Here is a 14706-nt window from a genome sequence, read left to right as displayed (position 1 = left end):
AGTTCCGAAACCCGTCCTTCAATCCAGCGAAGAAGGACGGGCTTCGAAGGCTCCGTAGTCAGCTCCTGCGCAACCACCGCCGGCGTGACAGCAATGCGATCGCACCCGTGCCCAGCAGGGACAGCGAAGCAGGTTCCGGCGTCGGAACCACCCCAGCCGGCTGCACGTAATCGAACGCCTGATCGTGATTGGCAACCGCCACACCGTAGTTGAGCCCGATCACCGGCTGCACGCCGTTGCTCCAAAGGTTGACCACGTAGCCGTCCACATCAAACAGCACGCCGTAGATATCAAGCACGCCACCCGAGAACGGATAATCCGTCGCAGTCTGCGGCGAGCCCGTCGGATAGAACAGGTTGTCATAGTGCAGCGCGGTGCTCTGCTCCGGCCCGAACGGCTGCGCCACGGCGTAAGCGCTGAAGTCGTTCGGAGCCAGATGGTTCGTCGGTTCCGGCGCCGTCCGGTTCAGACTTTCCAAGCCCGTAATGGTGCCGTTCACGATGTTCAGCCCGTTGTTCGTGTCCGTAAAGGTTCCGCTGACGCCCGTGATCTCGTAACCCGAAGGAGTCTTGGAATCCGTCGTGGTTCCGTAGTTGAGCGTGATGGTTCCGCTGACGCCCGGCCCGCTGACCAAGACGGTGTACGGAGTGGCTCTTGCCTGAGTTGAGAAGGCCGCCACCAGCATGGCTGCGGCGATGGGGAAAACGAGACGTTTCACGTGCTATCTCCTGTTTCCTGTGTGCTGAATGATGTGACTGAGAAAGCGGCGCCTCGTTGGGGGGAGCGCCGACTTTGCTGCTTGGGACGCCAATCCGCGAAGCCGGGATGCTGTGAGCAGCCAACTTCGCAGGCTTTGCAGTCAAAGAGCGGCATCGCCCACGCTTCCAGTGAGCGCCGGGGTCGAATACCCGCGTCCGGTACTCAGAGCGGCTAGTAGCGCCGGATGACCTCGCTGTGCCTTTGGAGCCACCAGCAAGGTCTACTCCAGCCCCCTGAGCCTGGAAAGGGCAACAGCGACGCCTCACAGGCGATCACCTGGGTGTTAGGCGTGCCGTAATCTTCCTTGTGGTTCTTCAGCTCCATCGTTGTCAGCACCCTGACTTCGACCTGCCGAACGGGCGATCCGCTCAGGGTCCAGATCAGTTGGTCAAGGACAAAGCTGCCGACAACGATCCCCACTGCCCAGAGCGCAATCCGAATCTGCCAACGCATCTCCCAAAACTACCCGATCCGTGAAACTTCTGACGCATACCGTTGCCGCGGAAACGACATCTTACAAATGAGGAGATTGACTCACAATGCGCAAGCACACCTTTGCAGCGTTCACGCTCGCGGCCTTTCTCGCCACCGGAACACTTGTTGCCCAGCAGGACACCACGAACCAGGATCAGCGCAAGGTCGACCAAGCGCAGGCCAAGATCGATCACAAAGCAGACCAGGAAGCGGCAAAGCTGAACTCTGGCGCTACCAAGAAGGCCTACAAGGAACAGGCCAAGGCCGATAAGCACACCGCTAAGGCACTCGGAACGCATGAGGCGAAGAAGGCCGCCAAGGACCAGGACAAGGCCAACGCAAAGGCCGACGCTGCCGGTCTGCCGCAGTAATTGAATCGCACGCAGGAACGAGGGCGCGACCGCTGTGAAGTGGTCGCGCTTCTCCTTTGCGCGAGCGGACGGCACTGCCGCGCTATTCCAGGACGATCAGTGTCGCGAAGTGCGGCGGCAGCAGGAACGTCTGCCCGGCGGAACTCCGCCTGCTGCTGGTCTCGCGGACTACAGCGCTCACCTGCGCCGCGTGTGCCTCCAGCGAAGCACCAGTAAGCGTCGCCAATGTTTGGAAGTTTGGCGCGGTCAATGACAGTACCTGTGAGGGTTTCTTGTTCAGGATCGCGACAAGAACCTTGCCGTCCGCGCGCCGCGCTGCGTAAGCGCTGACGTTCAAATTCGACTCCAGCGTGACCGGGACCATCTGGCACCCAGCAAAGGCTGCGGCAAACTTCAAGCCGGCACCCACGGGTTCCAGCACATAGGTACCGTTCAGCTTGCCGTCCACGCCCGACCCGGCCAGCGTTCCCTCGTTCGCAATGGGCGTGTAGAACGGCTTGGGATGCGGTGCATTCGGGTCCGGCATCAGCGCCTCGCCGCGCAGGCTGCCTCCCACGCTCACGGCCTGTGCGTGCCCGGAGCCGCCGTGCAGATTCAGGCCGCTGTAGCCGGCCTGCATCAGATGAAATGCGTACTCCGCACCCCATAACGCGGCGGCGAACACGTCGCTCACGCCGGGTTTGCCGCCCTGGTAACAGGTGTTGCCTTCGGTCATGCGGTAGCGGAGTCCCATGCGATCTGCCGCCGCTTTCGTCAACTCGGCATCCTGCCTGACCTTGGGCGAAGCGACCAGCAGGCTCTCGGCCGTGAGCTTCGGATTAGCCGGAGGACCGCCCGCATAGTAGTGGTGCGAAAGCGTCGTCACGTGCGGCTTGTCCGGCAGCGATGGCCAGCGTTCCGCGATCTGTGTGAGCCAGGTCACGTCGCTCGCCACGTCGGGCAGGCCGAAGCTGGCGTTGGGGCAGGCTTTCTGAACGGCTCGGGCGATCTGCAGCCAGTTCTGCAGGTACGTGTCCACGTTCCATGTGTTCTTATCGCGCAGGTGTCGGCTGAATAGGTCGACCTCGTTGCCCACCTGAAAGTACTGCAGCCGCGAGCCCAGCGTTTCGTAGACAAAGGTCGCCTCTGCCACATCGGTCTCCACCGTGCCGTAGCCCAGATTCAAACCGTAGATGCAGGTCCAGCTGGTCGCATCCAGGAACCCGCGCAGGTTGCGGATGGCCTCCGGGGTTACAGCGTAAATCGTCGTCGGTGGCGGCTCTCCCGGATCATTCACATTGCCCACGCGGTGGGGCGGCTGCTGGTCGGGCGTCGCCTTCCACCAAGAGAACTCGCTGGTGTTGCCGCCCAGCCGCAGAACGCCGTGTGGGCTGAGATTCCGAAACTGCTGAACCAAGCCGACGTTCGCCGGAGAGAAGAAGGTGGGGTCCTCCAACTGCATCACCTCGTACGAGAGGCCGATGAAGTCGTGCGGCACTTTGGGTCCGGCGGGTCCGGCCGGCAGACGGAGTGTTGCGGAGGGAAGGGTGCCGGTCGGATCCTGTGCCGTGATGGCGAGCGTGGCGGATGCGGCGAGGGTCTGCGCGAGAAATGTTCGGCGAGTCAGCGTCGACATACTTCAGTTGTACGCCGCTGGTGCAGCCTATCGCGAAACCGCGGGAGCCGGGCGGCGCAGGCGGCCTGCGACATAGGCGGCGGGCGCGGCAACGAGCAGAGCGAGCGCCTGTGGGTAGTGGTGCTGGCCGGGCGTGTGTGTTTCGGCGAAGGCAGCACCCAATGCGATCAGGGCCGCGATTGCGTCCGCGGTACCTCGGGGCGTCTCCGGCGCCAGCAGGGCGCCCGCCAGGCCGCCTAGCAGGCCGCACACGGCGGCGATCACGCCGGTCAGCACTATGAAGCCGACACTGGCGCCTTCCCACGGGCTGCTTTGCCCGGTGAACTTGAAGAACCAAGCCAGGTACAGACCCAGGGCGAAGACGGCGCCCACAAGGGCTGCGAAAGTGGCGCGGAGCGTGCGCATGGTGTGTGGGATGAGGATAGCGGTTGTGTGGATGCAAGGGAAGCGGCCTGCATCCTAGCCAGCCCGGTCTGCTCGTGAATCGCCTACGGCGCAGAAGCGCAGATCGCTTCCGCACTGCCGGCGCGAGAAGCTGAACTGCTGCCGTGGCTCACGCGAAGTTCCACAGCGCCGGTTTACAGAACGGCTGCGCACGGCAGGATCAACGTAAACGTGGATCCAGGCGCTCCCGGCTTTTTGGCATCGTTCCGTTCGGCCCAGATCCTGCCACCGTGCTGCTCCACGATGTTTCGGCTGATGGCAAGGCCAAGCCCAACCCCGCCCTCATGCCGCGCGTCCGTCTTATCCACCTGCTCGAACCGCTCGAAGATTCGTTCCAGCTGATCCTCGGGTATGCCGCTGCCCTCGTCGATCACTCGGATGGACAGATCGTTGCCTTCCGGCGCCACCTTGATCTGGATCTTGCTTTCGCGCGGGGAGTGTTTGAGTGCGTTCGCCAGCAGGTTGAGCAGCACCTGTTGTAAGCGGGTCGGATCGGCCATGACAGCCGTGTCATCGCTCACCTCCGCCATGTCACAGAGCAGTTCCACGCTCCGCAACTCGCCGAGTGCGCTCACCGACTCCACCGCGGGGCGCACCACCTCCGTAATGCGGCACGTGCGAAGGTCGATCGTCGTCTTCGCCTCCAGCCGCTGGAAGTCGAGCAAGTCATCTACCAGGCGCAGAAGGCGTTCCGCATTATCATTCGCGATGCGGAAGAGCGCGGCGGAACGTGGATCGTCGTTTCGGCTACCACCCATTTCCAGTAACTTCAGGGCTGCCTTGATGCTGGTGAGCGGCGTGCGCAATTCGTGAGACACATTGGAAATGAACTGATCTTTTGCGCGCTCCACAGCACGCCGGAACTCCCGCTCCTCTGAGACGTCACGAGCGATCTTCGATGCGCCGATGATCTTGCCGGAGGCGTCACTGATCGGCGAGATCGTTAGGGCTACGGTGATCGCCATGCCAGACTTCGTCACGCGTTGCGATTCGTAATGGTGCACATGCTGCCCGTTGCGAACTTTGCTCAGGATCAGATCCTCTTCCCAGAGCCGGTCGGGCGGAAACACCCGGCGTATGGATTGCCCGATCATCTCCTGGGCCGTATACCCGAAGATCTGCTCTGCGGCTGGATTCCAACTCGTCACAATGCCGTCGAGATCCTTGCTGACAATCGCGATTTCCGCGGATTGGATGATCGCAGCGAAGTGGTACGCCCAGGTATCTGTCGATCGCCTGCGTTCCGGAAGGGACGGATCCCGATACTGAATTTGCAACGTTCTCTCCAAGGTCCAGCACACTAAACACAGACGAAGTGCAAAGTTGGAACAATTTCTCTATGACTATTTAGTAGCAGAAGAAGACTAAGTAGGGCGTCCCCGAGTGTCAAGCATCTTGTTGGTGAATGCCGTACCATCCGCGAGACCAGGTGGCTCCCTTACTTGAAGGGTCGCAGCGCATCTGGAGACATACCTGAGCTTACTAGGCCAGCGTTCGGTCTAGCCGGAGCTGAGGCGTGTCACTCCTATCTCGGGGTCACAGCTTGATCTCGGCCGTTACCAGAGATTCCACGCTCATACCCTTCGACGGTCGCTGCTTGCGTGACAGGTCCAGTTCATACCGCCGCATGGCAAGACCAATGCTGCCGTTCACGCGTGCGGCCATTTCCGCCAGTAGGTCGCGGCCCTGCCGGGCGGCTTCTAACGTGCGTTGTTGCAGCTTCGCAGATTCGGAGCGTTGCAACTCCTCAATCTGCAGGTTTGCGGCCTCCAGGTCCTGCGTCACTTGAAAGATCATGGCGGAAAGGCGCACTGCTTCCTCGTGCGAGCTTCTCGCGGAAGTAAGATCGAGTGCCGGATCATAGCCGCTGAGCATGCGCCGGATCGCAGCAATGTCTTGCCGCCGGTATGCCTCATTGGCGAGCGACATTAGGTAAGTGCGGCGTTGCTCGTCGTCGGCATCGGCGGCGAAGTCGGGATGCAGTAGCTTCACCAGGTCGCGGTAGGCGGTCTTCAACACCAGGGGATCGAACGAGTTGGATACATCTTCCGCGTGCCACTCGTCAGACTCGCTCTCGGGTTCCGCGGCTCTGCCGTGCAGCTCCGCAATCTTTTGCTCCCACTCATCCAGCCGCCGATACAGCAGGCCCACCTGCCGCAGGTAACGGCCCTCAAAGCTGATCAAGTGCGCGCGCAGTTCGCCCAGCGTCTGCTCGCGGCTCAACAGCAGCTTGCGCAGTTCTGCTAGCTCATGACGCCGTCGCATCAGGTCGAGGCTCTCCGGCATGCGGAAGCGGACCAGTGCCGTGGATGAAGTTGCGTGAGAGATGAAGCCTCCTTTACGAAGAGATCTGCCGTTGAAGGTGCTGCCGTCCCCAGGTGCAAAGCGCGTCCAGCACGGGCACCAGGGTCATGCCATAGGGCGTGATCGAGTATTGCACTCGCACAGACGATTGCTGGTCTTGCTGCCGGTGCAGGATGCCGCTGGCGGTCATGTCTCGTAGGTGACGGATCAGCATGCGCTCCGTGATCTCAGGAATGCTCTTGCGGAGTTCGCTGGTTCGCATCGGCCCGTCCAGCAGTCGCCACATAATCGTGCCTTTCCATCGGCCGTCGATCACGCTCAGCGTCACGTCGATGGGGCACGGCGAGATCTCCTTCTTCGACACGCCCATCACTCCGCCTCCGCTGACATCTTTGTCAGTGTTGCTTTTTGCATCAGGTTCGATTGGACGGCGTCTGAAGCCAAGGAGTCAACAGGAGCATGCCGATGCATATCTTGAACGTAGTTACCGTCTTTCTGGTTGTTACCGTGGTTGGCGTCGAGTTCTCTGTCTCCGCCTTTGTCAATCCAGCGGCGTGGCGGCTGGAAGCCGAAGCGCAGTTGAAGATGCTCAGCAGATTCGCGCTTGTGATGGGACGCGTGATGCCGGTCTGGTATCCCGTGTGCACCTTGCTGCTGTTTGTGCAGACGTGGCTGCGCTGGCATGAGGCAGGACGCGATCTCTTGCTGGCCGCGGACGCGATCTGGGTGTTGACCTCGGTGATCTCGCTGTTTGTGCTGGTGCCACTCAACACTCGCATCGCCCAGGGTGCGCCCAATTGGCAACGCATCCACCGCATCTGGGACGGAAGGCATCGGGTGCGCATCGCGGCACTTGCGATCGCAGCAATCCTGATGCTGGATGTGCTGGTGCGCTGAGTCTGCGCGCTAGGCCGGAACGTATGTTGGTCGTACAGAGCCGCACGAGCACATCGCATCGGTTAGCGGGTTGAACAGCGTAGGCGTCACGCAGTAACAGGCAAGGCTCAGGCAAGAGCGATTGCGTTTCGCCCGTCCTGCTTGGCCCGGTACAGAGCTTCATCGGCGCGCCGCACAATGCTGTCCATGCTGTCACTCGCGACGCCTGCGGTGAGTCCGATGCTGATGGAGACGGACTGCAGACGCGCTGCAATCTCTGCGCGGATGCGCTCCGCGACTGCCTTCGCCTCACCCAAACTAGTTCCGGGCAGCAGAAGGACAAACTCATCTCCGCCGAAGCGTCCCAGGTAGTCATAGGGACGAATCGATGCGGTAGCGACCCGGGTGATTTCACACAGGATGCGGTCACCTTCGGCATGTCCGTTGGTGTCGTTGATGCGCTTGAAGTGATCCAGATCCAACAGGCCAAGCACCAGCGCCTGCCGATGGCGCGCACTGCGTTCCAGTTCCGCTATCAGGGCGCGTTCGAAGCCGCGGCGATTCAACGCGCCTGTAAGAAAATCGCGCTCGGCATCATGTTCCAGCCGCTGCACCAGGTCATCGTTCAACAACAAAAAGAGCAGAAGGCCTGAAGCGAGTACGAAGAGCAGAAAGAGAAAGAGTACGGATGACTGGACCAGGTCGGCTCGCATGTAATCTGCGGGCGCCCCGACGGCGATGGTCCCTAACCCCTGCCAAAGGCTGAGCGCGCCAAACAGGAACATCACGTATGCCAAGGCCCGTTGCGTCCCAGGCCTGCCGCTCTTCAGCAGATCGATGCCCACCCAGGTCCTAATTGCAACGCCATACAGAGCGAGCACCAGGATCCGCGCCAGCATGGAATCGCGATGCTCCGTGAAGAAGACGAGGCAACAGAACGGGACAACCGGCAGTGTCGCGATCAACTGGTGGTGGCGCGACAAACCGATCTGCCTTCGTATCCCAACGTGCAGCAAGGATGTGAAGACGCTCACCAGGGTGTCGCCCACCACTGTGTTGAGGAAGATGCCCCACCATCCGTTGGCCTGAACGAACGTGAAGAGGAAGCAACTGAGTGCGCCGGCAGTAAAGGCCAGGCTGAAGTGTCCGGCGCTCCTGCTACGCCGGTTGCTGACCCACACTGCTCCGAAAGAGCATGCAAACAGAAAGGCGGACGCCAGCAAACACAACAGGATTGTCAGGTTATCAAGACGCAACGCACCCATGCCTCTCTCAGCATAGCCCGGCTACCTGAAGCGCATCGAGGGCGACTTTGTTCTTGCGCGTGAGAATCGGCCTGTCAGTTCTACGCGAAGAGATTCTGTTCGGCTTCCAGCGCCCGCACGAGTGCATCGCAATCGGCGAGCGTGTTGAAGAGCGCAGGTGTCACACGAATCACCGGCCCTTGATGAACGCCTTTGCGGGCAACCGTGTGGACGTTGTGCTTTTGCAACAGAACGTGCTGCACGCGTTCGGCCTCGGCGTCGGTGTGCATGCCGCGCAGGCGAAAGCTGGTGATGGCACAGTAGCGCGCCGGGTCGTCGGGCACGGTGATCCCTACACCAGGGATGCTGCGGGCAGCGTCGACCCAGCGATTGCGCAGCGTGCGTAGCTGCCGCTCCTTGGCTGCGGGGCCGACCTTGCGATGAAAGTCGATAGCGGCGGGAATCGTCATGAATGCGGCGAAGTTCACCGTGCCCGCGGGGATGCGCGCGCGAATGTCGTCGGTCGGCACGTCGTGATTGTCGAACGCGATCTCAATGTCGGGGATGCGCGATTTGCGGATGTACACGGCACCGGTGCCGAGCGGCGCGGCGAGCCACTTGTGCATGGACCAGCCGACGAAGTCCGCGCCGAAGTCGGGCAGCGTCACGTCCAGGCAGCCAATGCCGTGCGCGGCATCGACGATGGTGTCCACGCCGCGTGCGCGTGCCATGGCCACGATCTCGCGCACGGGCGTAACCAGCCCGGTCCGGTTTGAGACATGCGTGACCAAAAGCAGCTTCGCGTTCGGCGTGCGCTTCAGAACGTCTTCGTACGCGGCCAAAATGTTGGCCGTGGTCGCCGGCTCGGGCATGGTGAAGCGGACAATCTGCGCGCCGCGCCGCTCCTGCAGGTACTCCATCGCGAAGATCATGGCGTCGTAGTCCAGGTCGCAGTAAATCACCGCGTCGCCTGGCTTCAACAGGTTGTAATTCACGATCAGGCTCTGCAGGCCGTCGGAGCCGGAGCGGGTCAGCGCGATCTCTTCCGTGTCGCAGTGCAACAGGGAAGCGATGCTGGCACGGGCGTCGTCGAACTGCGCGTTCATCGTGTGATCGGCCAACGTGTTGCGCGCAAAAACAGAATTCAGTCGATTCACGTACTGAATGTTCTCGGCATACGCGGCGGCAGTCTCACGCGGCATCACGCCCCAGTAGGCGTTTTCCAGATTGATGACGGAACGGTCGACGTCATAGTGCTGCGGAAGGTCGGCGATGCTGTAAGACGGCGGCGGCATGCCTTGCCCAGAGGACGATGCCTGCGCAAGGACGGAGGCCGGCGCGCAAGCTGCGGCGTTCTTCAGGAAGTTGCGTCTGGAAGTCATGCGCCTCTTACATCTACTCGATGCGGAAGGTGTAGTCCTCAATGACCGGATTGGTCAGAACGCCAGAGGCGATGCGCTCCACCTCGGCCTTGGCGTCGTCGGTCGAGAGCGTATCGGCCAGCGTGAGCACGAAGTACTTCCCCTGGCGCACGGATTCGACGCCCGGGTGCTGCATGCGGCGAAGAGCGTTGGCGATGGTCTGACCCTGTGCGTCGAGCACAGTGGGCTTCAGGGTGACGTAAACGTGAGCACGCATGGGGCTAGTGTAATCCGTGTGTTCGTCAACTGACCGAGTTGGGTCATTGGCCGAAATCGGAAAGAGCGGGTATGCTCGTGGGGTTGCTGCCGTTTCTGCGCCGTTTTACGCGGAACCTGCGCCCGGCAAATGGCTGGGAGCAGGTGAGGGAAGCACGACCGGCTAAGCCGGTATTACTTTTTGAATCTGGACGAGAACATCGATGCCGAATTATCTGGAGTTGCCGTTGGGCGCAAAGGCGCCTGAGGTCGTGAACGCGATCATTGAAATCCCTTACGAAGGGAAGATGAAGTACGAGTACGACAAGCAGCTCCATGTCTTCAAACTCGATCGCAACCTGTACTCGCCGGTGCACTATCCCGGTGACTACGGCTTTCTGCCGTCCACGCTGGGCGACGACGGCGATCCGCTGGACGTGCTGGTGCTGGTCGACGAACCCAGCTTCCCCGGCTGCCTGCAGGAAGTGCGTCCAATCGGCTTGATGGAGATGATTGACGGCGGCGAGGGCGACGAAAAGATCCTGGCGGTCGGCTGCGCAAACCCGCGCTACTTCGACATCAACAGCTATGAGCAGATTCACCCGCACAAGCTGAAGGAGATCGTTCACTTCTTTTCTACCTACAAGGACTTGGAAGGCAAGAAGGTTGAAATCCAGGGATGGCGCGACGTGAAGTATGCGCGCGAGGTCATCGAAAAGTCCGTCGCTGCATACAAGGCGAAGAACGCGAAGTAGTTCATTCCGCATTCAAACGATTGGGCTCGGCTATGGCCGAGCCCGGTTCTTTGCGCCGAAGTTGCATGGATGAAGGTCAGCGATTCGCGTTCAGGTAAACGTATATAGCAGGGCGTACTATGGTCCGCATGTCAGGACGTTTGTCACGCAGAGGTTTGCTGAAGAGTGCGGCTGCCGCAGCCGCGGTTAGCCGGGCCGGATCCCTGTTTGGGCAGCAGCCAATTGCCTCCGGGCCGTTTCAGCCAACGTGGGAATCGCTGAAGCAGTACCGCACGCCCGAGTGGTTTCGCGACGTCAAATTTGGCATCTGGGCCCACTGGAGCGCGCAGTGCGTTCCCGAGCACGGGGACTGGTACGCCCGCAAAATGTACATGCAGGGTGACGACACCTACGACTTCCACGTGAAGAACTACGGCCACCCGTCGGAGTTCGGCTTCATGCAACTCGATCACCTTTGGAAGGTGGACCAGTGGCAGCCCGAGCAACTGATGCAGCTTTACCAGGCTGCGGGCGCGAAGTACTTCTTTGCGCTGGCCAATCACCACGACAACTTCGACAACTACGACTCGACGTACCACTCGTGGAACTCAACGCGCATCGGGCCCAAGCGCGACATCATTGGCGAGTGGCGGCGCGTGGCGAAGGCGCACGGCATGCGATTCGGTGTCAGTAACCACAGCTCGCACGCGTGGCACTGGTTCCAGACCGCATACGGCTACGACGCCATCGGGCCAAAGGCGAACGTTCGCTATGACGCGTACACGCTGACCAAGGCCGATGGCAACGGCAAATGGTGGCAGGGCTACGACCCGCAGGAGCTGTATAGCGGCCGCAATCTGGTCATTCCCGACGGCATCAACACCATTGCAGCGCAGAGGGCGTGGCACGATGCGCACGACGGCAAGTGGCACGAAGAGGATCCGCCGGAAAACCCACAATTCGCGCAGCACTGGGCCATGCGCACGCGCGATCTGTTCGATAAGTACGAACCGGACCTGGTCTACTTCGACGACGAAGAGATCCCCCTGGGGCAGAAGGGCCTCGATGTAACGGCGCATTTCTACAACAGCTCGATCGCGCGAAATGGGTCGCAGCAGGGCGTGATCTTCGCGAAGAAACCCACGCCCGAGCACGCCGGCGCGTTCACGCTGGATATCGAACGTTCTCGCTCGACCGAGATCCTTGCCGAGCCGTGGCAGACCGACACCTGCATTGGCGACTGGCACTACGACCGCCGCATCTTCGAGCAGCACCGCTACAAAACGCCGGAGGTGGTGATCGCCATGCTGATCGACGTGATCAGCAAGAACGGCAATCTGCTGCTCAGCATCCCGGTCCGCGGCAATGGCGCCATCGACGAAGACGAGCACGCCTTTCTGCAGGCGCTGGCGTCGTGGGTTCCGCAGCATGGCGAAGCGATCTACGGCACACGACCGTACGACGTCTACGGCGAGGGGCCGCCGGAGCCGATCACGAAAGACTTCAGCGAAAAGACGCGGCCGCACACGGCAGAAGACATTCGCTTCACCCGCAAAGGCGACATGCTCTACGCCTTCGTGCTGGCATGGCCCATGGACGGCACAGTTCGCATCAAGACGCTGCGTCGCGGCGGTGAACATGCTCTGCCGCGGCCTGTTCAGCGCGTGGATCTGATCGGCGCAACCGCCCCGCTGAACTTTCAGCAGACCGGGGAAGCGCTGGTCGTGACGGTGCCTCCGGACAAACCGAATCCATATGCATATGTGCTGAAGATCCAGAGCTAAGCGACAGAGAGGGGGCGACCAATGAGGTCGCCCCCTCTGCTTTGTGAATCAACGCGTGTGCGGCTATGCGGTTTTGCGGCGCCGCAACAGGGCATACACTGGTAGGCCTGCCAAGGCGATCAGCATTGCAAACAGCGCGGCCGGCATGCCTGCCGCGCGTTCATCCCTCGCTGTCCACAAGGCAAAGGCAATCAGCGCAGTTGGACCAACCCCCAGCAGGATCGGCACCGCAAGGGGTCCGGGGATGCGGAAGGGGCGGGGCAGGTCTGGCTCCGTCACGCGCAGGCGAACCAGCGCAGCGAACTCCAGCACCAGCGACAAACCCCACAGCAGCAGGTCGATGGTGATAAGACGCTCAAACGTGAGTCCAAACGCAAGCGCCCATCCCACTGAGCACGCCAGCAGGGCCACCCACGGCACGTCGCGCTTGTTGCGCAGCGTGAACACGCGCGGCAACAGTCCGTCGCACGCCATCGCGTACGGCAGGCGCGTGTAGCTGAGCGTGAGCGCGTTGAATGTGCCCATGCTGTCCAGTGATCCTGCGAGCACAACGGCGACGGCCAGCGCGGGCCCGCCCAGCAGGCGCGCCGCGTCGACCCATGCGCCGGTGGAGAAGCGATCGGGCGCGATGCCCGCCCACGCCACGGCACCAATCGGCAGCAGGTACGTCAGCATGATCATCAGCGCGGCCAGCAGCATGGCGCGGGGGTAGGTGCGCTGCGGTTCGTGCACTTCATTCGCAATGGTGCTGGCGTTGTCGAAGCCCATGTAGTTCCACATGGCCACCAGGATGGCCGGGCCCAGCGCCAGACGCGCCGGCGGACCCATCGCGGCGTGCCCGGCGTGGAGCCCCATCCACCCACCCAGGCCTACCAGGATCAGAAACGGTGAAAGCGCGACCACCCACATCCACACCGAACCATGCCCCACGGACGCAGCGCCGCGCAGGTTCCACAACGTGGCCAGCGCCACGACCGCAAGCTTGATGAAGAGGCCACGATGCCCTGCAGTTAGCGCGGGCGCCAGGTGCCCCAGGTAGAGCACAAACGTGGTCGGGTAGATCGCCATGTCAAAGATGGAAGACGCCAGCGAAAGCCAGGCCTCCTGAAAACCCCAGAACGGCCCGATGGCGCGACGCACCCAGGCGTAAAAGCCACCCTCAACCGGAATCGCCGCGGACAGTTCGCCCAGCATCAGCGACGTGGGGAGGCTCCACACAAACGGCAACAGCAGAAGGATGAGGAGGGCGCGGCCGTAGCCGGCATCGCCGATGATGTCCTCCAGGCCGTACGGTCCACCGGAGACCATGAAGTACGTGGCGGCCAACAGGGGCATCAGGCGCATCTTGCGCAGGGAGGAATGCTTCCTCGGGCGGGCTTCGGCGAGAGTGGCGGTTGCAGGCATTGTAGGGTGGTTCACCTCCAGGGGCGGCGCGGGTCAGGTGCCCGCGCGGCGCACGAGATGTGAGAGTAAAACCAATCGCGTTGCTGTGCGAAGAAATCTTTCGCCACGCTGTGCTACCGTCAGGCGCATGTGCATCGCGGCAACGGTGGGGCGAGGCGGCACCAACAGCCGGGACGATGTGCGGACCGTCCAGCTCCTCTTGCAGATGAACTCGCCCCAAGCATCGCCTGCGATGGCCGCGGACGGCGTGTGCGGCCCGGGCACGATTGCTGCGATCGAGCTCTACCAGCACGGTGTACTGGGCGGTCACGACACAGCGGGCCTCGTCACCCCCGAAGCGGGGAACGACCCACGGCAGGGCTCGACCCTGCGCGCGCTGCGGCAGGGCATGGCCACAGGTTTTTCAGCCGCACGGCTGCAGGGCATATATGTCCACGCGCCGGCCACGACCATTGCGCGGTTCTTCGCTCCGCTGGTCGCGGCCATGAGCGCGGCGGACATCAACAGTCCGCTGCGCCGCAGCCACTTCCTGGCACAGGTTGGCCACGAGAGTGGAGAGCTGCGCTACACGGAAGAGATTGCCAGCGGCGAAGCTTACGAAGGCCGCAAAGATCTGGGCAACACGCAGCCAGGGGACGGCCCGCGCTTCAAGGGCCGCGGCTTGATCCAACTCACCGGCCGGGCAAACTACATCGCCTTCGGCAAGTCGGTTGCCGCGGACTTCACCACCGGCGATGCGCCGCGCCGCATCTGCGACGATCCCGCGCTTGCCGTACAGGCCGCTATCTGGTTCTGGCAGACGCATGCGCTGAACACACTGGCCGACAAGGACGATGTTGTCGGCATCACGCGCAAGATCAACGGCGGCACCAACGGCCTCGACGACCGCAAGCGCCTGTTGCAGCGCGCCAAGTGGTTCCTGGAATCGATGGTGCCGGCCTCTGGCACGCTCGCGAACATGCAGGCGGCCGAAGTGGACGAGTGGGATATCTGGACGGTAGACGTGGTCTTCTAATTAGTCCTGAGTGACAGAAAAAGTAAGGCATAGCGAGAGCTATGCCTTACTTTTTTCGACGGCTAC

General features: G+C 61.9%; 16 protein-coding genes. 5 read left to right on the top strand and 11 right to left on the bottom strand.

Features of this window, described 5'->3' with window-relative positions; translation table 11 throughout:
- Positions 1–58: 58 nt before the first annotated feature.
- Positions 59–718 carry a PEP-CTERM sorting domain-containing protein gene (locus tag OHL12_RS08710; protein WP_263413435.1) on the bottom strand — a complete coding sequence of 220 codons (660 nt, stop codon included), beginning with the start codon at positions 716–718 and terminating at the stop codon, positions 59–61.
- A gap of 212 nt (positions 719–930) precedes the next feature.
- Positions 931–1212 (bottom strand): hypothetical protein, encoded by a 282-nt coding sequence (locus OHL12_RS08705; protein WP_263413434.1) that lies wholly within the window; start codon positions 1210–1212, stop codon positions 931–933.
- An 86-nt stretch (positions 1213–1298) separates the two neighbouring features.
- On the opposite strand from OHL12_RS08705, the gene OHL12_RS08700 reads away from it, so the two are divergent.
- Positions 1299–1604, top strand: coding sequence for a hypothetical protein (locus OHL12_RS08700; RefSeq protein WP_263413433.1), 306 nt, complete (start codon positions 1299–1301; stop codon positions 1602–1604).
- Positions 1605–1686: 82 nt separating this feature from the next.
- Here the strand turns inward: OHL12_RS08700 and OHL12_RS08695 are convergent, their stop codons facing one another.
- From OHL12_RS08695 to OHL12_RS08675, 5 genes are all read right to left on the bottom strand, one after another.
- Positions 1687–3219 carry a hypothetical protein gene (locus OHL12_RS08695; RefSeq protein WP_263413432.1) on the bottom strand — a complete coding sequence of 511 codons (1533 nt, stop codon included), beginning with the start codon at positions 3217–3219 and terminating at the stop codon, positions 1687–1689.
- Between the two features lie 27 nt (positions 3220–3246).
- Positions 3247–3624, bottom strand: a complete 378-nt coding sequence (locus OHL12_RS08690) for a hypothetical protein (RefSeq protein ID WP_263413431.1) — start codon at positions 3622–3624, stop codon at positions 3247–3249.
- Positions 3625–3797: 173 nt separating this feature from the next.
- Entirely contained in the window at positions 3798–4940 is a 1143-nt protein-coding gene (locus tag OHL12_RS08685; RefSeq protein WP_263413430.1) for a sensor histidine kinase, read from the bottom strand.
- 259 nt (positions 4941–5199) lie between these two features.
- On the bottom strand, positions 5200–5949 hold the full coding sequence (locus OHL12_RS08680) for a J domain-containing protein (RefSeq protein WP_263413429.1): 750 nt from the start codon (positions 5947–5949) through the stop codon (positions 5200–5202).
- A 52-nt stretch (positions 5950–6001) separates the two neighbouring features.
- On the bottom strand, positions 6002–6331 hold the full coding sequence (locus tag OHL12_RS08675; RefSeq protein ID WP_263413428.1) for a winged helix-turn-helix transcriptional regulator: 330 nt from the start codon (positions 6329–6331) through the stop codon (positions 6002–6004).
- Positions 6332–6426: 95 nt separating this feature from the next.
- Between OHL12_RS08675 and OHL12_RS08670 the strand changes: the two genes are divergently transcribed.
- Complete coding sequence (locus OHL12_RS08670; RefSeq protein ID WP_263413427.1) at positions 6427–6864, top strand: DUF1772 domain-containing protein; 438 nt, start codon at positions 6427–6429, stop codon at positions 6862–6864.
- A gap of 107 nt (positions 6865–6971) precedes the next feature.
- Here OHL12_RS08670 and OHL12_RS08665 read toward each other — a convergent pair whose 3' ends face one another.
- The 3 genes from OHL12_RS08665 to purS form a co-directional block, all read right to left on the bottom strand.
- Positions 6972–8108, bottom strand: a complete 1137-nt coding sequence (locus OHL12_RS08665) for a GGDEF domain-containing protein (protein WP_263413426.1) — start codon at positions 8106–8108, stop codon at positions 6972–6974.
- An 80-nt stretch (positions 8109–8188) separates the two neighbouring features.
- Positions 8189–9469: an aminotransferase class V-fold PLP-dependent enzyme gene (locus OHL12_RS08660; RefSeq protein ID WP_263413425.1), complete on the bottom strand. Its 1281-nt coding sequence runs from the start codon at positions 9467–9469 to the stop codon at positions 8189–8191.
- Positions 9470–9482: 13 nt separating this feature from the next.
- Complete coding sequence (gene purS, locus OHL12_RS08655; protein WP_263413424.1) at positions 9483–9725, bottom strand: phosphoribosylformylglycinamidine synthase subunit PurS; 243 nt, start codon at positions 9723–9725, stop codon at positions 9483–9485.
- Between the two features lie 202 nt (positions 9726–9927).
- Here purS and OHL12_RS08650 point away from each other — a divergent pair, with 202 nt between their 5' ends.
- Positions 9928–10458, top strand: coding sequence for an inorganic diphosphatase (locus tag OHL12_RS08650; RefSeq protein WP_263413423.1), 531 nt, complete (start codon positions 9928–9930; stop codon positions 10456–10458).
- A gap of 128 nt (positions 10459–10586) precedes the next feature.
- Complete coding sequence (locus OHL12_RS08645) at positions 10587–12221, top strand: alpha-L-fucosidase (protein ID WP_263413422.1); 1635 nt, start codon at positions 10587–10589, stop codon at positions 12219–12221.
- Between the two features lie 63 nt (positions 12222–12284).
- On the opposite strand, the gene OHL12_RS08640 is transcribed toward OHL12_RS08645, so the two are convergent.
- Positions 12285–13556 (bottom strand): APC family permease, encoded by a 1272-nt coding sequence (locus tag OHL12_RS08640; protein ID WP_263413421.1) that lies wholly within the window; start codon positions 13554–13556, stop codon positions 12285–12287.
- 196 nt (positions 13557–13752) lie between these two features.
- Between OHL12_RS08640 and OHL12_RS08635 the strand changes: the two genes are divergently transcribed.
- Positions 13753–14640 carry a glycoside hydrolase family 19 protein gene (locus tag OHL12_RS08635; protein ID WP_263413420.1) on the top strand — a complete coding sequence of 296 codons (888 nt, stop codon included), beginning with the start codon at positions 13753–13755 and terminating at the stop codon, positions 14638–14640.
- Positions 14641–14706: the final 66 nt, after the last annotated feature.

Origin of the sequence: Terriglobus aquaticus, from assembly GCF_025685415.1 — a bacterium.
Lineage (GTDB): Bacteria > Acidobacteriota > Terriglobia > Terriglobales > Acidobacteriaceae > Terriglobus > Terriglobus aquaticus.
This window is presented reverse-complemented; position numbering and strand designations above follow the sequence as displayed.

What these genes read in the sequence shown, in the direction of transcription:
- OHL12_RS08670 (WP_263413427.1), top strand. Translation starts at nt 6,427, where the DNA reads ATGCCGATGCATATCTTGAACGTAGTTACCGTCTTTCTGGTTGTTACC.
- OHL12_RS08650 (WP_263413423.1), top strand. Translation starts at nt 9,928, where the DNA reads ATGCCGAATTATCTGGAGTTGCCGTTGGGCGCAAAGGCGCCTGAGGTC.
- OHL12_RS08700 (WP_263413433.1), top strand. Translation starts at nt 1,299, where the DNA reads ATGCGCAAGCACACCTTTGCAGCGTTCACGCTCGCGGCCTTTCTCGCC.
- OHL12_RS08690 (WP_263413431.1), bottom strand. Translation starts at nt 3,624, where the DNA reads ATGCGCACGCTCCGCGCCACTTTCGCAGCCCTTGTGGGCGCCGTCTTC.
- OHL12_RS08665 (WP_263413426.1), bottom strand. Translation starts at nt 8,108, where the DNA reads ATGGGTGCGTTGCGTCTTGATAACCTGACAATCCTGTTGTGTTTGCTG.
- OHL12_RS08695 (WP_263413432.1), bottom strand. Translation starts at nt 3,219, where the DNA reads ATGTCGACGCTGACTCGCCGAACATTTCTCGCGCAGACCCTCGCCGCA.
- OHL12_RS08640 (WP_263413421.1), bottom strand. Translation starts at nt 13,556, where the DNA reads ATGCCCCTGTTGGCCGCCACGTACTTCATGGTCTCCGGTGGACCGTAC.
- OHL12_RS08635 (WP_263413420.1), top strand. Translation starts at nt 13,753, where the DNA reads ATGTGCATCGCGGCAACGGTGGGGCGAGGCGGCACCAACAGCCGGGAC.
- OHL12_RS08705 (WP_263413434.1), bottom strand. Translation starts at nt 1,212, where the DNA reads ATGCGTTGGCAGATTCGGATTGCGCTCTGGGCAGTGGGGATCGTTGTC.
- purS (WP_263413424.1), bottom strand. Translation starts at nt 9,725, where the DNA reads ATGCGTGCTCACGTTTACGTCACCCTGAAGCCCACTGTGCTCGACGCA.
- OHL12_RS08660 (WP_263413425.1), bottom strand. Translation starts at nt 9,469, where the DNA reads ATGACTTCCAGACGCAACTTCCTGAAGAACGCCGCAGCTTGCGCGCCG.
- OHL12_RS08645 (WP_263413422.1), top strand. Translation starts at nt 10,587, where the DNA reads ATGTCAGGACGTTTGTCACGCAGAGGTTTGCTGAAGAGTGCGGCTGCC.
- OHL12_RS08680 (WP_263413429.1), bottom strand. Translation starts at nt 5,949, where the DNA reads ATGCCGGAGAGCCTCGACCTGATGCGACGGCGTCATGAGCTAGCAGAA.